The sequence below is a fragment of the Mycobacterium sp. 1081908.1 genome (assembly GCF_001673535.1).
GTDB lineage: Bacteria > Actinomycetota > Actinomycetes > Mycobacteriales > Mycobacteriaceae > Mycobacterium.
The window spans coordinates 1-18,659 of sequence record NZ_LZLY01000128.1 but is presented as its reverse complement, the minus strand read 5'-3'; the positions used below and the strand labels follow the sequence as shown (position 1 = coordinate 18,659).

Genomic DNA, 18,659 nt, shown 5'->3' with positions numbered 1-18,659 from the left:
AGTCGCGTGCCGGTCGCGGTTTCCATCGCCGTCCTCCGTTTCAGGGGTATCCACGGCAACAGCGTGCCGGTTGCGACGCCGCCGCACACGCGTAGCGGACTACTCGACTTGCGAGATCGCGGGTGCTCGACCATCACAAGCTCGCGATGAACGCGCGCAGGATCGCCCGGGCTCCCGAAACGCGCTTCCCCGCCTCCAGCTCGATCAGCGCGGTCTCCGATGTCAATGCCACGAAAAGGCGTGCGGCCACCCGCGGCGCCGGCACTCCTGCCGACCGGAGGCCTGGTTCGGCAAGCTTCGCGAACAGCTCGTGCCGTTGTTCCATCGTGGTGGTGAGATGTCCCAGGGCACGCGTGTCGAAGACGAGCGCCTTCATCGCCCGGTGGGCAAGGCAGACGTCGAGGTAAGCCTCGGCGGCCGCGGCCAACAGCTCACCGCCGGGCTCGAGCCCAGCAACCGCGTTGGCGACCGCGTCGTTCACCTGTTCGTAGAAACGTTGGTGAAGCGCGTCGACGAACACGTCGCGGTCGGAGAAGTAGACGTAAAACGTGCCTTTGGCAACGCCGGCGTGCTTGGTCACCGCGGCAATGGTCACTCCCGCAAGCCCCTCGGCGGCCGCGACGGCCTCGCCCGCGTCCAACAGGGACTCGCGGGTGCGACGCCCCTTTGGCGTCACGGGCTCGGCCGGTTTCACGCACCACAGGATATCTGACTGTCTGACCATCTTTTTATGACCAATCGGCTGGAAAAAGTTGACCGCATGGTCATATTTGAGTTACGGTCCCGGACCATGACGACCGCGACCCGGTTTTGGCGATCCGCCCTACTCGGCGAGGCGCACCACGTCGAGCTACCGGCGGGCCGCATCGACTTCTTCGAACGTGGCGCAGGGCCGGCGCTCGTGTTCGCGCACGGCTGGTTGGCCAACGCCAATCTCTGGCGCAACGTGATCGACCGCCTTGCGGGCGATTACCGCTGCATCGCGATCGACATGCCGCTTGGCGCACACCGCACTCCGGTCCACGCGGGAGCCGATCTGAGTCCTGCCGGTTGCGCAGCCATCGTCGCCGGCGTGATCGACGCGCTGGGTCTGGCCGGTGCAACCCTGATCGGCAACGACTCCGGCGGCGCCTACTCGCAGATCGCGGCCGCCGCACATCCCGATCTGGTGGGCGGGCTCGTACTCAACGCATGCGAGACCCGATACGATCCATTCCCGCCGCCGCCATTTGACGGGCTGCCCCTCGTCGCCAGGGACCCGAATGCCCTCGCGGAACTCCTTGGGGCGCTTCGCGACCCACAGATTCGCCGATCCGAGGCGGCCTACGGCTTGCTGATCAAACGGCCGATTCCCGACGAGGTCTTCGACAGCTATGTCCTGCCCAGCATTACCGATCCAATGATCCTGCGCGACATCGCCGCCGTGATGTCGGGGACCGACTCGCGGGAGCTGCACGCCGCCGGGCGGGCGCTGGCCGAATCGTTCGATAAGCCAGTGCTTTTCGCGTGGAACGTGGACGACACGGTTTTTCCGATCGCGAACGCCGAGCGGTACGCCGCGGACCTCGCGGACGCAGCCGTGGTTCGCATCGAGGGTTCGTATTCCTTCACGCCCGAAGATCGTCCCGACGCGCTCGCCGACGCGATCGGCACCTTCAGCGCACACTAGGCCAAGCGACCCAACCCGTCGACGCCCCCGTTAAAGTGGGACGTTCACCAAGCTGTCTTGATTGTGTCCACGGAGGTCGTAGGCTGTTTTCCCGTTCGCGCCAGGCGGCGGCTGAACCACCATCTTGGTTCACCGCCGCGCTGAACCAACGACCGGAACATTGCGACGTCGAAGTCGACGGTTGCCGGATTCACCTCCGCGCCTGGGGTGCCGCGGACCAACCTACCGTGGTGCTCGTCCACGGCGGCGCGGCGCACTCTGGTTGGTGGGACCACATCGCGCCGTTCTTGTCCCGCACGCATCGCGTAATCGCGCCGGACCTGTCCGGGCACGGCGACAGCGCCACCCGCAGCAGCTACGACCTGCAAACCTGGGCAAACGAAGTGATGCAGGTGTCGACCGTCGCCGGCGCCTCGGGGCGACCGACCATCGTCGGCCACAGCTTGGGCGGCTGGATCGCGGCCACGGCGGCGATGAATTGCGGCAAGCAGATCAACAGCATGATCGTGATCGACGCGCCGTTGTGGGACCGTTCGCCGGAGGAAGCGCGGCTGCGTAACCGCACACACAGGTTGTATCGCACGAGGGACGAGATCCTGCAACGGTTTACGGCGGTGCCCTCGCAGCAAGTGATCCTGCCGTACATCCGGCAGCACATTGCGGTCGAGTCGGTACGGAAGACCGGCGGAGGGTGGAGTTGGAAATTCGACCGGGCTATTTTCGGCGGGGAGCTGCTCGAGCCGACGACCTCGGACGAAGAGACGCTGGAGACCATGATGGCCGAAATGCGTTGCCGCTTGGGTTATGTGCGGTGCGAAGCGGGATTGGTGCCGCCCGCCATGGGCGAACGAATCCGCTCGATGCTCCAGCTGCGTGGGCCGTTCGTCGAATTGGCCGAGGCAGGCCATCACCCGATGCTCGACCAACCGCTCCCCCTCGTCGCGACGTTGCGCACCCTGCTCGAATTCTGGTCGATCACCTAGTCGGGGCGATTCAGCCCGGCAGCACGCTCGGAAGATCAAAGCGACCCAGCGCGCCGATGTCCTGGTAGGCCACGACGTGGACGACACCCTCCGGCGCGAATGTGAGCAAATGCAGGGCGTGCAGGCGGTGCTGTCCGTCGGTGGTCGCCGGATAGAGGGCGACGGCGGGTTGCCCATTGGCCGAGGTGCGTACGACTGGGGTGTTGCCGAAGGCGTGCATGCGCGGGCCGAGGAACGCGCCAATCGCGTCACCGCCCTTGAACCAGGTGAGGAACGGCGGCATCTCGAAGACCGCGTCCTCGGTCAGCACCGCGACCAGTTCGTCGACGTCGGCGTTTACAAACGCCGCCACGTACCGATCGAGCAGTTCCCGCTGCCGCTGCTCGGCTGGCTGCGTGAGCGAGTCACTGTCGGCGGGCAGGCGGGCGCGGGCGCGCTGCAACGCGCTGTTGACCGCGGCCACGCTCAGGTCGAGGAGCGTCGCGACTTCGGCCGCGGACCAACACAATACGTCGCGCAGGATCAGGACCGCCCGCTGTCGCGGCGGGAGAACCTGCAGCGCGGCGACGAAAGCCAGCCGCATGGTTTCGCGGGCGGCCACCACGGTTCCGGGGTCGGTCGTCGTCGCGGTGAAAAGCGAATCGGGCGCGGGTTGCAACCACGTCAACTCCGAATCGCCGGCGACGGGATGCGCGGTCGGGTCGGAGGTCGCAGCGTTCAGGTCCGATGGCAGCGGACGGCGCTTGCGTCGCTCGAGGGCTTTGACGAACGCCCGGGTGGCGATGGCATAGAGCCAGGTGCGCAGGGACGATCGCCCTTCGAACCGGTCGTAGGCCCGCCACGCGTCCAGGTAGACGTCCTGCACGACTTCCTCGGCGTCGTCGACCGAGCCGAGCATGCGATAGCCGTAGGCGATCAGCTCTCGCCGAAACGGCTCGGCCAGCCGCGCGAAGTCCTCTCCCCCACGATCAATGGTGATGCTCATGACTATCCGGTGTTTCGTACCTGTCGTGCCACGGCCATTCGTTGATGTAGCGCTGCCGGCCCAGCGGGGTCAGATCGAGAAACCGGTAGGTGCTCAGCATGACATCTGCGCCGACCCCGTAGGCCGAATAGGTATGAAACACCTGGCCGTCGTCCTGGACGAAGACGCTCACGCCCTGGCCGTCGGTTCCGTTGGTGGCGACATAGTCCAGCCCCTCACGCAGCAGGGTGACCTTGTCCTTGTAGTTGTATTCGACGGGGGCGACCGACTCGTCGGTGCTGACGTGGAAGTCGTAGTTGAAGTCGCTGCCGTGTGAGGAGTACCAGGGCAGCCGCCAGCCCATGCGGGCCTGATACTGGCTGATCCTCGTGTAGGGCGCCCGGGACACCAGGGCCAGCGTGGTGTCGGCTCCCTCGTTGAGGTGGATCGGATTGGGCATGTTGTCCACGGCGAACGAGCAACTCGGGCAGCCCTCGTCGATGTCGTGCAGCCACATGAAGTGGTAGACGATCAACTGGCCACGGCCCTCGAACAGGTCGATCAGCGCCACCTCGCCGTCGGGCCCCTCGAACACGTAGTCCTTGTCGATGGCCACCGCGGGAAGCGCGCGCCGCTGCTCAGCGAGCGCGGCGAGCTGCCGGCTGGCGGCCTTCTCCCTGGCCAGCAGATCCAGGCGCGCCGCCAGCCACTCCTCGCGCGACGCCGTATGGATGATTTTCATTTTGACTCCTGTCCTCAGCAGTACTGAGGAGCCGAACCGCCGAAACTCATCGCGCGTCGTGTTTCGCCTCGTAGCGCAGCAGGACCGTGCCGCCCGGAAAGGTGCGGTTCTCCAACAGTCGCAGCGAGATCCATGACGGCAGGGTCGGGAAGAACGGGGTGCCACCGCCCACGGCGGTGGGCGCGACCACGATCCGGTACTCGTCCACCAGTCCGGCCTGCACGATCGGTGCGGCCAGCGTCGCGCCGGCCACCTCCAGCCTGCCGTCGGTCTCGGCTTTCAGCTTCCTCACCACCTCGACCGGATCGCCGCGCTCCAGGCGGGAGTTCCAGTCAACGGACTCCAAGGTGCGCGAGAACACCACCTTGGGCATGTCGCGCCAGATACGAGCGAAGTCAACGATCACAGGGGTGGCGTCCGGGTCCGTGTCGGCGGTCGGCCAGTACGCGGACATCAGTTCGTACAGCCGCCGCCCGTAGAACGACAGCGCGGTCTCCCGCTCGAAGTCGTTCCAGTACCGGTGCAGCTCTTCGCTCGGATCGGACCAGTCGATGTTGCCTCGTGCGTCGGCGATGTACCCGTCCACCGACACGTTGAAGCCATAGATGAGTTTGCCCATGCCGATCAGACTGCACCGGAGGGCGAAACTCATCGCGACGGCGCACGAGACATTGTTCAAATCCTCGTGGATGGGGAAGCGTCATTCTGCGCCGATGAGTTATTGCCACTGGCCGCCTCAATACGGACGACGGCAACCTCACTGAGAAGCTAGGAGCAGGAAATGAAACTCGACGACGACGCACGCCAACTGATCGCATCCGACCCGGCGACACTGGTCACGATCAATCGCGACGGCAGCCCGCAGGTAAGCGTGGTGTGGATGGTGGTGCAGAGCAAGGCTGACGGTGACGACGAACTCGTCGTCGCGCACCTCGAGGAACATCAGAAGGTGCGCAATATTCGGCGTGATGCTCACGTCGCGGTGACCGTTGTGTCCAACGATCGCAGTGGCCTGCAGACGCCCTATTTGTCGATCAAGGGAACGGCACGCATTGAGGAGGGCGGCGCGCCTGAGCTGCTGGGCGAGATCGCCACGGCGCTGCTCGGACCGGGCACCGGATTCCCGCCGCCCGGCTCACCGCCCGGATACCTGACTCGGATCACGATCGAGAAGGTCGGCGGCGTCGGGCCCTGGGCCTCCTGAAGGAGTTTCGGATTTGGCACCCTTGGTACGCCACTAGGCTCGACAGGATGTCAGGCGCGGGCCGGTGACCGGGATAGCGATCGGGGATGCACCGCGTCACGGCCCGTTTTCGGGAACGCTTGACCCACAGAGCATCGCGGCCTACGCCAGGGCCACCTGCGATCACACGACCGCCGTACTCTCCGGCGACGCGGTGCCGGTCGTCTTCCCCGTCGTTTTGGTCTTCCAGGCCCAACAGGCGGCCAACGCGGACATTCCCGGCGCCGCGTGGCGGCAGGCCACGGGAGGTGTGCACGGCGAGCACGACATCGTGCTGCATCGCGCGCTCGAACCGGGCGAGGTGCTGCAGACGTGGTCGCGGCTATCCGCTGCGCGCACGACCCGGGCGGGGACCAGCGTGGTGCTGTACATCGAGCAATTCGACTCCCGTGGGGCGCTGGTCGCCGAACAGTGGTGGACCACAATGCTGCTCGGCTTGCACGGTGTCGCCGACATTGGGGCAATGCCCGCCGATCACCGGATCCCGGATGGCGCGCGGGCCCGTCCACTGGGATCTAGGGTCCAGCACATCGACAGCCAAGTCGCGCATCGCTACGCCGAGGTGTCCGGCGACTGGTCCGCTCACCACTTTGACATTGACGCCGCGCGCCGCACCGGCTTCGACTTCTTGTTCGGTCACGGACTGTGCACGATGGCGATCTGCACGCACCAGGTCCTGGCACTGGCCGGCGTCGACCACCCCGGGTGCGTACGCCGCGCGGCGGTGCGCTTTGCCGCACCGACTCCCCTGGGCGCCGATCTCACCGTCAGCGCGTTCGGTATCGACGACCGGTCGATCGGGTTCGAGGCGGCCTGCGACGGCACGAACGTCATCACGCACGGACGGTTGGAATTGCGGGACTCGTAGATTCCCGCTCGTCATCGCGGACCACGGTGCTTTACGGGTGGCTTCGCGAAATTCCCATCGGAATGGCGGATGCGTTCTTATCGTCTTCGTGGCGGATCTGATAAACCACACCTTTGTGCAGACCTAGGTCGCCATAGCGGGAGCCGCTGCGGCTCGAAGGCGCGGTGCAGGCCAAGGCCGCCGGCGTCGCTGGTCCTCCGCGCGCCCAGAGCGCCACAGCGACGTTCCATGCTCGAGATGCCCTTCCCCGCCGACTAATTCAAATATGCTGCCCGACACCAGTTGATACAGCCCATGCCGCTTTGCCGGGCCGGCTCAACAGGGATGCAGGTAAACAGGGTCGATCGCGTGATATCCGGAAGAGCCGACAAGCCACACTAAAGAGAAAACCGTGACGCTCGCGCCGATCGCCGCCGCCGCGACGGCCAGAGCAAAATAGACGCCGCGGGCCCGGCCCGCCTTGCCTAGACTCGTCACTCCGAGCGCTGCGGCAACGATGCCCAACATCGCCGCGATCAGCATGGACAGCATGCCAAGGCCCTGTAGCGACTTGTCGACGATGCAACCGCTCGTCAGGGAATGGCTTGCCATCGCGCCGCCAACCCCGAGGGCCGCGGCCAGTCCGGCCAGCAGCGCCGTCGTCAGTGCCGCCGCGGCCAGCGGAAACCGCCGCAGCAAGCCGCTGGGTTCGCGATCGGCGTCGACACGCATCGTCTCGACGGCCGCCACACTGCTTAGGTGCCGCAGCCGCCGCGCCTGCCTGAGATGCGCGCGGCAGAACAGGCCCATGCCCGGAGGTGCCGTGACGCCCAACTCGTTCGACCAACCGACGATCGGTGAGCCGTTGGCCGCCCGCGGATCCGACCAATCGGGTGCGTAATCGGCGAAGGTCACTGCTTGGACCTGCTGGTAACCCCGGTCGAACCCGCAGACCACACAGTGCGGCATGATTGCCACCGCGCTACCTCCTGCCGATCGGCCTGGAGTCTAGTTCGGCGGCGATGGGAGCGCCGCGAGTTCTTCGAGCCAGCGCGCCATTGATTTCGTCGGCCCGTTGACCGGGCGATGGCGGTAGGCGCGTCGGCCCGGTATAGGTGATGAGGGTCGACGGAGCTGCGCGGAAAAGCCCGTGGCTGGGTGCCTGGCAGTCGGCTTCTGGCCGGCCTACACATCGAGCTGCTGGCCACACAGGTAGTAGTACAAACCCTGGCGCGCCATGAGCTCGTCGTGCGTGCCGCGCTCAACCAGCCGGCCCTTTTCGAGCACCAGGATGATATCGGCGTCACGTACGGTGCTGAGCCGGTGCGCGATCACAAACGACGTGCGACCCTTCAGGAGTTGGTCGAGGTTTTCCTTTACGGCGCGCTCGGACTCGGTGTCCAGCGCACTGGTGGCTTCATCGAAGACCAGGACTGGGGGGCGGTGGTAGACGGCGCGGGCGATGGCGATCCGTTGCCGTTGACCGCCGGACAACAACAACCCCGATTCGCCGATCCGCGTCTGGTATCCCAACGGCAGGCGCTCGATGAACTCTGCTGCGTCGGCCACCCGCGCCGCCCACCTGACCTGCTGCGGTTCGGGTTGCTCGGCACCAAAGGAGATGTTCTCCGCGATTGTCGCGTCAAACATGTAGTTCTCCTGGAGCACGAAGCCGATGTGGCGTCGTAGCTGGCGCAAGTCGAGGCTGCCCAGCTCGACGCTGTCGTAAAGGATGGTGCCGCCAGTCGGCTCGAGCAGCCCGCAGAAGCATTTGACCAGCGTGGTCTTGCCCGAGCCGCTCCGGCCGACGATGGCGACCCGGGTGCCGGGCTGCACTTCGAAATCGATCCCGTCCAGTATCGGCGCCGTGGCCGGACCGGGGTACTGAAAGGACAGGCGCCGAAAGTGAACATGGCCCGAGAGGGAACTCACCGGGACCAAGGCCGAGCGATCCATTCCCTGCTCGGGCTCCTGCTCGAGGAGGTCGTTGAGCCGATTCAGGAGGACGACAGCCTGCTGCATCTCGCCCCATGACAACGCGACCGTCACAATCGGCTCGTTGGTGAGCAGCACCAGGGCGTTAAACGAGACCAGTGCTCCGACCGTCATCTGGTTATGCAAGACCTGCAGCGCGCCCAGCCATAAAAATAGTGCCAGCAACACAAAGGACAGCGTTTGGACCGCACCCACGAACAGCATCATCGTGCGAGTCCCCCGGTACATCCGGTCCGAGAGCTGATCGAACTGACGCAGCAACAGCTGGCGCAGCGACCGCTCGGCGCCCATCGCCTTGACCGTCTCGATGCCCCGGATGGCGTCGATTTGTCGTGATTGGTATCTGCCCCACGACTCTTCGAGCGCGGTGTAGGTGGGCCGCAGACGGGTCTGATTGAACCGCATCAGAGCCGCGTAAAGCGGCGCTGCGGTAGCCACGTACACGAGCATGAGGCGCCAGCTGAAAGCGCCCATCATGGCGACGGCAACCACCACCTGAGCGGCGCCGGTCAGAGCCTGCACTCCCCAGGTGACCAGGAGCTGGCGCACTTCTTGCATGCCGTTGAGCCGCCGCGCGATGTCGCCGATGCGCCGCACGTGAAAGTAGCGCATCGGCAGTGCCAGCAGGGTGTCGGCGAGGGTGTCGAGGCTGGCCCGGTCGACGCGCACCGCAACGCGGGCCAACAGCAACCTCTGAACGATAGTGACTAGGACGGATAGCGCCAGCGCGCCGCACATCACTACCACCAGCACGGTGAGCAGCCCGAGATCGTGTGAGCGGATCACCCCGTCGAACACGAATTTGCTCAGCACCGGAATCAGCAGTGAGCCACCGGCGGCGAGAAAGGCCAGCACGACCGACGCAAGCAACACCCGTCGGTGCGGCTTGAAGAACCCCAGTAGCCAGCCGACATTCAGCTTTTCCTCGGGGACGTGCTGCAAGGCCCCGGTCGGAGCGAGGAATGCCGCGCAACCCGACCACTTCGCCTCGAGGTCGGACCGGGTCAGACGTTGGCGTCCCTGCGCTGGATCGGCGACCCGGACGTGCCGGGCGTCGACGTCATACACAACGAGCCAGTGATTCGAGTCGACCTGCAAAATCGCCGGGAGCGGCACGTCGTCCAACCGGTCCATCGACACCTTCGCGGTGCGCACCGTAAGTCCCAGTGACTGCGCCCCCTGGCGGATGCCGGCCAGGGTCGTGCCGTCAACGGCGGTGTGGATGGCGTCGCGCACACGCGCCATAGACACCTTGCGACCGTAATAACGGCAAATCATCGCCACCGATGCGGCACCAGAGCCGGCCTCGTCGACCTGCAGCACCACCGGAAAGCGGCGGATACGCGTGCCAGGTCGGGTAAACCCGTCGAACTCCTCGGATTCGGCCTCTGCCTCGGCCCGTGGCGCCTGTGCACCGCTGCCAGCGTGCGTCTGCTGCTCGCTGGCGGCCTCCTCTTGCGCGACCTTTCCCGTCAGCACTTCTGCAGAGAAGTCGAGCTCGGCCCGGGCGCCGGGCGTGGATCCGTGATCAGAGGCGCTCATGCGCGTTCACATGCCGGTTGCCTCGGCGACGGCGCATCGTCCACGCGGATTCGCTGCGCCCCGTTGACTACGCACGGACCTCGCGGCGCGAGCGCGCAAAACGCCAGTACCTCGCCTCCTCATGGTGCTGGTCATGTCATCTCCTGTGCCAGATTCCAGAGATCTATCAGGCTAGCTGGCGTCGGCGGCACGGCAAGTTGGTTTCGTCGTGAGAAGCAAGAGCCGTACCAGGAGCGAAACCCCTTGCCGACAGCCGCAATCAGCACCAAGCCGTTAGGGACACCCTTCGAACCATTCCGTGGCCGGGACCAAAGCTCTTGGAAGACAATGCGTTACGACGCCGTCCAAACTCCGGCATCCAGGCAGATCCGGCTCGGCCGGGGCAGGTGGGCCGATTTCCGAGCCCTGCGACCGCGCTGAAGCGCATTTGCCGATGTCAAACCACCCTTTAGCCGGCCTGCAAAAACCCACGCCCGGCGCCGGGCGCGGCTATTATGTAACCCGCCGCCGTCGCCGTAGGACGTAGGGTCCGAGATCATGACTGAGGGGGCCCAGTGCTCGCGTCTGAGGTGCGACGCAATCGAGGTCTTTGCCGCCATCCACTACCAACCGCGGTTGCCGTCGTTGGACATTCACGCGCCGGTCCACGATGGTGGGCGGCCCTCGGCGAAGGCGCGGGGGCCCTCCTTGGCGTCGTTGCTGCGCTTGCGCAGTTCTTCAGATGGATAGACCTCGTCGAAGGCGTCCGGCAGCGGCAGTTCCAGCGAGCGCCACATGGCCTGCTTCGCGGCGCGTACGGCCAGCGGCGCGCCTCGCAACAGATCGTCGACCCATGCCTGCGTTGCGGCGTCGAGGCGCTCGGGCGCGGCCACCTCGTTGACCAACCCGTAGCGAAGCGCGTCGTGCGCGGTCATGCGGCGGCCGGTGAGCAGGTAGCCGGCCGCCACCCGCGGTGGCAGCTGACGGCCCAGCCGGAATACCCCGCCCGCCCCGGCGACCAGCCCCAATCGCACTTCGGGCAACCCGAACTGCGCGTCGCTACAGGCAACGATCAAGTCGCACGCCAACGCCAGCTCGAAGCCACCACCCAACGCATACCCACGCACCCTGGCAACCAACGGCTTGGTGATATCGAACCGGTCGGTGAGCCGCGGCGCACCCGGCTTGCCTTTGCTCCCGAACGACGACAATCCCGCGACTCCGCGGGCGTCGCGATCGGCGAGTTCCTTGAGGTCCTGTCCGACGCTAAAGGCGCGGTTACCCGAACCGGTCAAGACGCCGACCCAGGTGTCCGGATCGGACTCGAAGTCCTCCCAGACCCGTGCGAGCTCCTCATGCATGCGCACATTCATCGCGTTGAGCACCTCGGGGCGCCGCAGGGTGATCGTGGCTACCCGATCGCGCTTCTCATACCCGACAAATTCCAAGTCATCCAGGGCCGCGGTCATGCCGTCAGGGTAGGCGCAGCCGTGCTGGCCCGACCGTCAGCGCGCCGCGGCGGGAAAACCTGATGCAGGCGCGCCTGTGCTCAGTCGGGACCAGCGTCCCGCCATTCCGCTACACGCAAGACGACTTCATCAATCAGCTCAACATCGAGGACGACAGAATCCGCTCGCTGATCAAGAACAGCGCGATCCTGTCCCGGCACTTGGTCTTGCCCCCGCGCGATGTCGACGGCCGACTCAAACCCGAAAGCCAAGGCCAACTCCTTGACAAACACCGCGAGTGGGGCATCAAGATGGCCGCTGAGGCCATGGACAAGTGCCTGGCGAACATCGGCCGGACCCCCGCCGACGTCGACTACCTGTGCTGCGTCACCACCACCGGTTATTTGACTCCCAGCATGTCCGCGCGGGTCATGAAGCATCGCGACATGCGGCCCGACTGCGCACGACTCGACGTAGTCGGTATGGGCTGCAATGGCGGACTCAATGGCTTGGCGGCGGTAGCGGCCTGGGCACAGACACACCCCGGCAGGCTGGCCATGATCATTTGCGTCGAAACATGCTCGGCCGCATACGTTTTCGACGGCACCATGCGGACCGCTGTCGTCAACTCGCTGTTCGGCGACGGGGCCGCCGCGCTGGCGGTCAGCTCCGATCCGCATCTGGCCGAGTCGCCGCACCCCCAGGTGCTCAAGACCAGCAGCCACATCATCTTGGAAGCGCTGGACGCAATGCGCTACGACTGGGACGACGACCAGGGCCTGTTCAGTTTCTATCTCGACCCGCAAGTTCCGTACGTGATCGGCGCCAACGCCGAGACGGCGCTGAATCGCCTGTTGTCCGGTACGGGGCTGCACATCACCGACATCGATCACTGGCTGATGCACTCCGGAGGCAAGAAGGTGCTCGATGCGCTACGGATCAACCTGGGGTTGAGCCGGCACGACGTCCGCCACTCCGCGAGCGTGCTTCGCGACTACGGCAACCTCTCCAGCGGATCGTTCCTGTTCTCCCTCGAGCGGCTCAACCGGGAGAACGTCGTACAACCAGGAGAATACGGAGTTATCACAACGATGGGCCCCGGCTCGACCATCGAGATGGCCCTCATCCAGTGGGCATGAGGGAACACAACGATGGACCCGTCCCGCGAGCCCACCGACTTCTTTACGCTGCCCGCAGGCGATCTTGCCAGTCGCACACGGGATTTGAGCGACTTCATCCGATCTCGGACCGGCGGTTTGGCGGTCATCGACCTGCGCGAAGCCGGGCCGCAGCACCTCTCGCCCGGAGACGGCATCGCTGATGTCAACGGCTGGGAGCGGACACTGCGCCTCATCGAGCGCTCGCCGGCAACCACGGCGGCCCTGTTCGGGCAGCAAATCGGCGGGCATGCGCTCGAGGTCGGGCTCGCCTGCGACTTCCGCATTACAGGCCCAGGCTCTCGAGTGATTTGGCACAACGACGGCGCAGTCTGGCCGAGCACCGCGCTGTTCCGCCTGGTTCAGCTGGTCGGGCCGGCACAGACAATCCGGCTGAGCTTGCTCGGTCGGCCGATGGATGCCAGTGCTGCACTAGTCAGCGGCCTGGTCGACATCATCACCGACGAGCCTGAGACTGAGCTGGAAGCGCTGCGCGCGGCGGTAGCCAGACTGGATGACCTGCGGGTCGTTCGCCAGTTGATCGCCGAGGCCACACATACCAGCTACGACGAAGCCTTGGGAGCCCACCTCGCGGCGTGTGAGCGCTATCTACGGCGGCGCGGGGTCGGTTAGATGACCGACCGACTTCCCGCGGTCGACATCGCCGCGCCGCGCGCCCCGACCCAGCGCGGCCGTCCCTGGCACCGGCCCTCGACGGAGGCGGAACTACGCCTCGCCGCGGCCTGGTTTGATGAGCACATCGAAGAGGTCTACCGCGCCCTGACGACGGCGTCCGGCGGGGGGCGCAGGCTCGGCGACCTGGTGCGCGCGGCCGGTGACCGGCTGCCCGACCTGCTACCGGATCAGGTGACCCGACAGCACGATGAGGCGCTGGCGCCAAGCGGACAGCTCCGGGTGGAGCGCGACCAGGGCCGGTTCCTGCAAGCCCTGCTCCGCAACCCCGCCACCGCTATCCCTGCGCTCACCGACATGCGGGCGCCGCTGCCCGAATCCGCCACCCACGCCGCGCAGTTCCGGGCCACCGGCGAGCTCCTGCTGGAGACCGTCACGCTGCGGCGCACGGCCAACGTTGCCGAGCTGACGTTGGCCGACACCATGACGCTCAACGCGGAGACCAACCAGCTCGTGCACGATCTCGAGACGGCCGTCGACGTGGTGACACTCGACCCCGCCACCCCGGTGGGCGTCATCCGAGGCGCCCCGATGAAGCACGCGTCCTACGCCGGCAAGCGGGTGTTCTGCGCCGGGATCAACCTCAAACACCTTGCTGCCGGCAAGATCTCCTACCTTGACTTTCTGATAGGCCGCGAGGCGGGCCTGCTATCGAAGCTGGCGCGAGGAGTACATGATCCCGAGACCGGCCGCGACGTCGCCCGGATGTGGATCTGCGTCATCGATTCCTTTGCCATCGGAGGCGGCATGCAACTCACCCTGGTGGCCGACCACGTGATCGCCGTCGACGACGCCTGGCTGAGCCTGCCCGCGGCGAGCGAGGGCATCGTTCCCGGCGTCGCCAACCTGCGCCTGCCCGCACGGGTCGGCGTTCGGCTCGCCCGTGACCTGATCCTGGGCGGGCGTCGTCTAAGCGGCGCCGAGGCCACGCAGGCCGGCCTGGTTGACGAGGTGGTCCGCGCAGCGGATGTCGATGCCGCGGTGGCGTCAGTGGCCGCCGCGTTCTCGCAGCCGGGGGTGGCGCCCAACAAGTTGATGCTCGCCCATGGCATCGAGCCCGAAGATGAATTCGCCAGGTATCTGGCCGATTTCGCCGTCATCCAAGCCGAACGCATCCACGCCCCCGATGTGCGTAGCAAACTTCCGAGCTCTCGATGACACCGGCTTCAAAAATCGACGAGTCGACCGAGGCCCAGGTTTTCGGTGCGATCGGATTTCTCAACGAGGTGATGGCTCGCTACCCCCACGCCATCTCCTTTGCCCCCGGGGCCCCACTGCTGGACGGTGTTTCGCGCGAGCGCCTCATTGCGGCTGTCGACGACGTCGTCGGCCGCCCGAGCGCCGGGGCACCGGCGTGGGACGCGTTGTTCCAGTACGGCCCGAGTCAAGGCATCATCAACGCCGCCCTGGCTCGGGCGCTGTCCGCCACCGGCGAACTGACTGTCAGCGAGTCCGATATCACCATCACCGTCGGCGCTCAAGAGGGATACATCCTTGTCCTTCGCGCGCTCGAACTCCATCGGTCGGGAACCCTGGGCATTGTCGCTCCCGCGTTCGCCGGGATCCGCGGTGCCGCAACGTTTTTAGGTGCTCGGGTGCTGGACGTGATCGAGGGCCCTGAGGGCGTCACCGCAGCCGACCTGGAAGCGGCGTGTGCCCAAGCCGAAGCCCTTGGTGAGCCGCTGCGAGCCTTGTACGTCGCACCGGACTTCGCCAACCCGTCGGGCACCGTGATTCCGCAGGCCGCCCGCCGCGAACTGCTGCGGACCGCCCGGGCGCGCCGGGTGCTGTTGATCGAAGACACCACCTACGGCTTCACCGATCCCGAGGTCCCGCCGTGCCTGAAAGCCCTCGACGAGCACCGAGTGGTGATCCAGGTCGGCACCTTTTCCAAGGTGTGCCTCCCCGGTGTGCGGGTGGGTTATGTGGTCGCCGATCAGCCGTGGCACGGGAGCACCCTGGCGAGCTGGCTGGCCACCCTCAAGAACACCACCACGGTCAACACCTCACCGCTCAGCCAGGCCATGGTCGCGGGCTTGGTGCTGTCGGATCCGACCGCCCTCGCCGACCGTGAGCGGGCGCTGGCACGGGCCTACCGCGAAAAGCGGAACCTGCTCTTGGCCGCATTGGACGACGAGTTCCCCGACGCCGCTGAGCTAGGTCTTGGTTGGAACCGGCCCACCGGGGGATTTTTCGTCGTGATGCACAGCCGCCACGAAATGAGTCATGCCGCCCTCCAACGCAGCGGCGCGCGCTACGGCGTGCTGTGGACTCCGATGCGTGACTTCTACGCCGGCCAGCACGGGGACCGTCAATTGAGGCTGTCGTGTAGCCACGTCAGGACCGACCAAATCAGGGAGGGGGTCCGCCGTCTAGGCGCCTTCCTGCGCGATGACGCGACCCGGATCGACGCCCCGGTCGGCGCAGATCTGAAAGGCCCCGATTGGCAATGATATTCGCGCTAGCGTGCTATGGGAGCCGGGGAGACGTCGAGCCCTGCGCCGCTGTCTGCCTTGAGCTGTTGCGCCGCGGGCACGAGGTGCGAACAGCCGTCTCGCCCGACCTGGTCGACTTCGCCGAGGAGGCTGGGCTCGCCGCGGTCGGTTACGGACTGGATGCGCAGGCGCCCCTGGAAGCGCAGCGCGAGTTCGTGACATCTCTGTTCACAAAGCCCTGGAAAACCCGGCACCTGCACGCGTTGTGGCGCGAACACGGGGAAGTTCTCGCTAAGTGCTGGGACGAGATGAACACCACGCTGACCGCGCTGACGGCCGGCGCCGACCTGCTATTCAGCGGAATGCTTTTTCAACAGCTCGCCGCCAACATCGCGGAGTACTACGACATTCCATTGGCCACGCTGCATTACTTCCCGATGCGCGCCAACGGGCGACTCCTACCATCCCTGCCGCCGACGCTGACCCGCGCCGCAATGAAGGCCGACGAGTGGCTCGGTTGGCGAATGACGAAGAAGGCCGAAGACGCGCAGCGCCGCAAACTGGGCCTGCCCAAGGCAACGGGCCCGGTGCCGCGGCGGATCGCCGAGCGCGGATCGTTGGAAATCCAGGCCTACGACGAGGTCTGCTTTCCCGGGCTGGCTGCCGAATGGGCAAAATGGGGTGGCCAACGGCCCTTCGTCGGCACGCTGACGATGGAGTTGCCGACGGGCGCCGATCAGGAAATCGCCTCGTGGATCGCCGCCGGAACACCGCCGATTTACTTCGGGTTCGGCAGTGTGTCGGTGGAATCTCCCGCCGACACGCTTGGCATGATCGGCGCGGCCTGCGCGCAATTGGGCGAGCGGGCGTTGGTTTGTTCCGGCTGGAGCGACTTCAGCAACCTTCCCCACTTCGACCACGTCAAGGTCGTGGACACGGTGAATTTCGCGACAACGTTTCCGGCCTGCCGCGCGGTCGTGCACCACGGCGGCGCGGGCACCACGGCCGCGGGCCTGCGCGCCGGCGTCCCCACGTTGATCCTCTGGAAAGACCTCAGTCAGCCGATCTGGGGAGCGCAGGTCAAGCGCCTGAAAGTTGGTGCAGCCCGGCGTTTTTGGGCCACTACCCAAGAATCACTCGTGGCGGACCTCCGCACGATCCTCGCCCCGCAGTACCTCACCCGCGCCCGCGAAGTCGCCACCCGGATGACCGCCTCCGCGGAAAGCGTGACGAGGGCCGCCGATCTTGTCGAGAATTTCGCCCGTGTGCGGCGCGTCGGCTGAGCTGCTAGAGCAGTCCGAGCAGTTGCAAATCGGTGACGTACTTGATGATGATCGGTGCCGAGATGTGGGGAATGTCCGGATTGTCCTTGTCGGGGCCTATTTTCGCTGATCGCACCGCGGCACGGAACCGATCGGCGGGCGCGATCGATCCGCGGGCCGGCGCTGCGGGCTGTGCGTACTGGGAATCCGCTGTACGCAAGGGCAACTGCCACAGCAGCGAGTGCTGGCGCTGTCGAGCCGGCAAGGCACTCAACGCGGCCTCAAACCGCTCCAACCACTCCCCAAAGTCATCGATGCGCCGGATTGGGTAACCGGCGTCGATCAGCCAGTCGATGTACTCGTCGTACCCAATCCCGTCGTCGTGCGGGTTCATCACGTGATAGGTCTGGAACCCTTCGACCACGGAAACACCCAACGTAGCGATCGCTTCGGCGACGAATTCGACTGGCAGCCCGTCGAAGTGAGCGCGCTGCCGGTTGCCGTCCGCGTCGCGTTGGTAGAACGAGACGGGCGCGATCCCGGTGGCCACCACGGACAGCATCAGCCGGGTGAAGTTGTCCGCCACGTTGAGCTGACCCGCATAGCTGGTATCGGCCATGATCATGTCGCAGCGAAACACTGCGACCGGCAGGGCGCATAGGTCGTGGGCCTCGCGCAGCAGCACCTCGCCGGCCCACTTGCTGTTGACGTAGCCGTTGTCGCTGTTGCGGGTGGGGCTGATGACCCGGATATCGGCGTCCTCGGTGAACGCCGACGGCTCGATCTGTTCGCTGACACTGCCGGTCGACACGTAGGCGTAGGGCTTGAGTTTTGTGGTGACCGCGATTCGGATGAGCTCGGCGGTGCCCACGACGTTGGGCCCGAACAGCTGGTTATAGGGCAGCACGTGGTTGACCACGGCCGCAGGGTCGACGATCAGATCGACGGTATCGGCCAGCCGCTGCCAGGTCTGCTGGTCCAGGCCCAGGTTGGTTCGGCTTTTGTCGCCGGCGACGACCTCGAGGCGATCGGCCGCCAATTCCTGGAAGTGACGCAGTAGATCTGGGTCGCTGTTAAAGATGTCGTCCAGGCGACGCCGCGCCTCTTTGTCGGACTCGGCTCGCACCAGGCAGATCAGCTTGCCGCCGACCGTGCCCATCCGCTCCAGCCATTCCAGGGCCAGATAACGTCCGAGGAATCCGGTCGCCCCGGTCAACAGGACCGTCCGCACGTCGCTGGGACCCGGCAGGTTCGCCGCGCCGATCAGCGTCGTCGTTTCGATGAACTTGTCCAGCTTCAGGTCGGCGGCGCGCACCTCGGTGGGATCGCTGCCGTGCACGGACGCGAAGCGGGGATCGCCCGCAGGGCTTACCGCCACCCAGTCGGCGTCTCCGCGCAACCGCCCACTCAGACTGCGCACGGACGGTGCGTCGAACAAGGCGCGCACCGAAAGGTGTGCGTCGAGGCTGACATTGATCGTCGCAATCACCCGCATCGCGGTAAGCGAGTTGCCGCCGAGGTCGAAGAAGGAGTCTTCGACGCTGATGTGGTCGAGTCCGAGTACCTGGGCGTAGATGTCGGCCAGGATCTCCTCGACGGGGGTGGCCGGGGCGCGGTAGCGATCGGTGGGTGGCGGTAAGCCCTGCGGGCGATCCCCGCTTCGCGTCCGTGCACGGCAGCGATCCCACCGAGGTGCGCGC

At 66.0% G+C, this 18,659-nt stretch carries 17 protein-coding genes; 9 read left to right on the top strand and 8 right to left on the bottom strand.

The genetic code is table 11. The annotated features are described in order from the left end of the window. Window positions 1-133: 133 nt before the first annotated feature. Entirely contained in the window at window positions 134-694 is a 561-nt protein-coding gene (locus A5655_RS20720) for a TetR/AcrR family transcriptional regulator (protein ID WP_197508752.1), read from the bottom strand. Window positions 695-730: 36 nt separating this feature from the next. Between A5655_RS20720 and A5655_RS20715 the strand changes: the two genes are divergently transcribed. Both A5655_RS20715 and A5655_RS20710 read left to right on the top strand, forming a co-directional pair. Then, window positions 731-1,669: an alpha/beta fold hydrolase gene (locus A5655_RS20715; RefSeq protein ID WP_082978772.1), complete on the top strand. Its 939-nt coding sequence runs from the start codon at window positions 731-733 to the stop codon at window positions 1,667-1,669. 83 nt (window positions 1,670-1,752) lie between these two features. Further along, on the top strand, window positions 1,753-2,652 hold the full coding sequence (locus tag A5655_RS20710) for an alpha/beta fold hydrolase (RefSeq protein ID WP_082978786.1): 900 nt from the start codon (window positions 1,753-1,755) through the stop codon (window positions 2,650-2,652). Window positions 2,653-2,662: 10 nt separating this feature from the next. Here the strand turns inward: A5655_RS20710 and A5655_RS20705 are convergent, their stop codons facing one another. Genes A5655_RS20705 through A5655_RS20695 form a run of 3 tightly spaced genes read right to left on the bottom strand, consistent with a single transcriptional unit; the run spans window position 2,663 to window position 4,977 of the window. Beyond that, a complete protein-coding gene (locus tag A5655_RS20705; protein ID WP_067013228.1) occupies window positions 2,663-3,637 on the bottom strand; it encodes a sigma-70 family RNA polymerase sigma factor in 975 nt (324 codons plus the stop codon). Next, the gene (locus A5655_RS20700) at window positions 3,621-4,358 is read right to left on the bottom strand and encodes a DUF899 domain-containing protein (protein WP_067013226.1); all 738 of its coding nucleotides are present in this window, start codon (window positions 4,356-4,358) and stop codon (window positions 3,621-3,623) included. Before A5655_RS20700 ends, A5655_RS20705 begins: the two co-directional genes overlap by 17 nt. A gap of 46 nt (window positions 4,359-4,404) precedes the next feature. Continuing rightward, window positions 4,405-4,977, bottom strand: a complete 573-nt coding sequence (locus A5655_RS20695; RefSeq protein ID WP_067013378.1) for a dihydrofolate reductase family protein — start codon at window positions 4,975-4,977, stop codon at window positions 4,405-4,407. Between the two features lie 162 nt (window positions 4,978-5,139). Between A5655_RS20695 and A5655_RS20690 the strand changes: the two genes are divergently transcribed. After that, window positions 5,140-5,562, top strand: a complete 423-nt coding sequence (locus A5655_RS20690; RefSeq protein ID WP_067013224.1) for a TIGR03618 family F420-dependent PPOX class oxidoreductase — start codon at window positions 5,140-5,142, stop codon at window positions 5,560-5,562. 64 nt (window positions 5,563-5,626) lie between these two features. Further along, window positions 5,627-6,469: a MaoC/PaaZ C-terminal domain-containing protein gene (locus A5655_RS20685; RefSeq protein ID WP_067013222.1), complete on the top strand. Its 843-nt coding sequence runs from the start codon at window positions 5,627-5,629 to the stop codon at window positions 6,467-6,469. A 315-nt stretch (window positions 6,470-6,784) separates the two neighbouring features. On the opposite strand, the gene A5655_RS20680 is transcribed toward A5655_RS20685, so the two are convergent. The 3 genes from A5655_RS20680 to dpgD form a co-directional block, all read right to left on the bottom strand. Further along, window positions 6,785-7,426, bottom strand: coding sequence for a hypothetical protein (locus A5655_RS20680; RefSeq protein WP_156764962.1), 642 nt, complete (start codon window positions 7,424-7,426; stop codon window positions 6,785-6,787). Between the two features lie 207 nt (window positions 7,427-7,633). Next, window positions 7,634-9,985: a peptidase domain-containing ABC transporter gene (locus A5655_RS20675; protein ID WP_082978771.1), complete on the bottom strand. Its 2,352-nt coding sequence runs from the start codon at window positions 9,983-9,985 to the stop codon at window positions 7,634-7,636. 632 nt (window positions 9,986-10,617) lie between these two features. Beyond that, window positions 10,618-11,433 carry an enoyl-CoA-hydratase DpgD gene (gene dpgD / locus A5655_RS20670; RefSeq protein ID WP_067013215.1) on the bottom strand — a complete coding sequence of 272 codons (816 nt, stop codon included), beginning with the start codon at window positions 11,431-11,433 and terminating at the stop codon, window positions 10,618-10,620. A 62-nt stretch (window positions 11,434-11,495) separates the two neighbouring features. Here dpgD and dpgA point away from each other — a divergent pair, with 62 nt between their 5' ends. Genes dpgA through A5655_RS20645 form a run of 5 tightly spaced genes read left to right on the top strand, consistent with a single transcriptional unit; the run spans window position 11,496 to window position 16,980 of the window. Continuing rightward, the gene (gene dpgA, locus A5655_RS20665) at window positions 11,496-12,551 is read left to right on the top strand and encodes a 3,5-dihydroxyphenylacetyl-CoA synthase DpgA (RefSeq protein WP_067013213.1); all 1,056 of its coding nucleotides are present in this window, start codon (window positions 11,496-11,498) and stop codon (window positions 12,549-12,551) included. 12 nt (window positions 12,552-12,563) lie between these two features. After that, window positions 12,564-13,202, top strand: a complete 639-nt coding sequence (dpgB, locus tag A5655_RS20660) for an enoyl-CoA-hydratase DpgB (RefSeq protein WP_067013211.1) — start codon at window positions 12,564-12,566, stop codon at window positions 13,200-13,202. Next, a complete protein-coding gene (locus A5655_RS20655; RefSeq protein WP_067013209.1) occupies window positions 13,203-14,420 on the top strand; it encodes an enoyl-CoA hydratase/isomerase family protein in 1,218 nt (405 codons plus the stop codon). Then, the gene (locus A5655_RS20650; RefSeq protein ID WP_082978770.1) at window positions 14,417-15,715 is read left to right on the top strand and encodes a PLP-dependent aminotransferase family protein; all 1,299 of its coding nucleotides are present in this window, start codon (window positions 14,417-14,419) and stop codon (window positions 15,713-15,715) included. Before A5655_RS20655 ends, A5655_RS20650 begins: the two co-directional genes overlap by 4 nt. Beyond that, window positions 15,712-16,980: a glycosyltransferase gene (locus tag A5655_RS20645; protein WP_067013207.1), complete on the top strand. Its 1,269-nt coding sequence runs from the start codon at window positions 15,712-15,714 to the stop codon at window positions 16,978-16,980. The genes A5655_RS20650 and A5655_RS20645 overlap by 4 nt, the downstream gene beginning before the upstream one ends. Window positions 16,981-16,984: 4 nt before the next feature. Here the strand turns inward: A5655_RS20645 and A5655_RS20640 are convergent. Continuing rightward, window positions 16,985-18,659: thioester reductase domain-containing protein (locus A5655_RS20640; RefSeq protein WP_156764961.1), on the bottom strand; the 1,675-nt coding region annotated here is incomplete at its 5' end.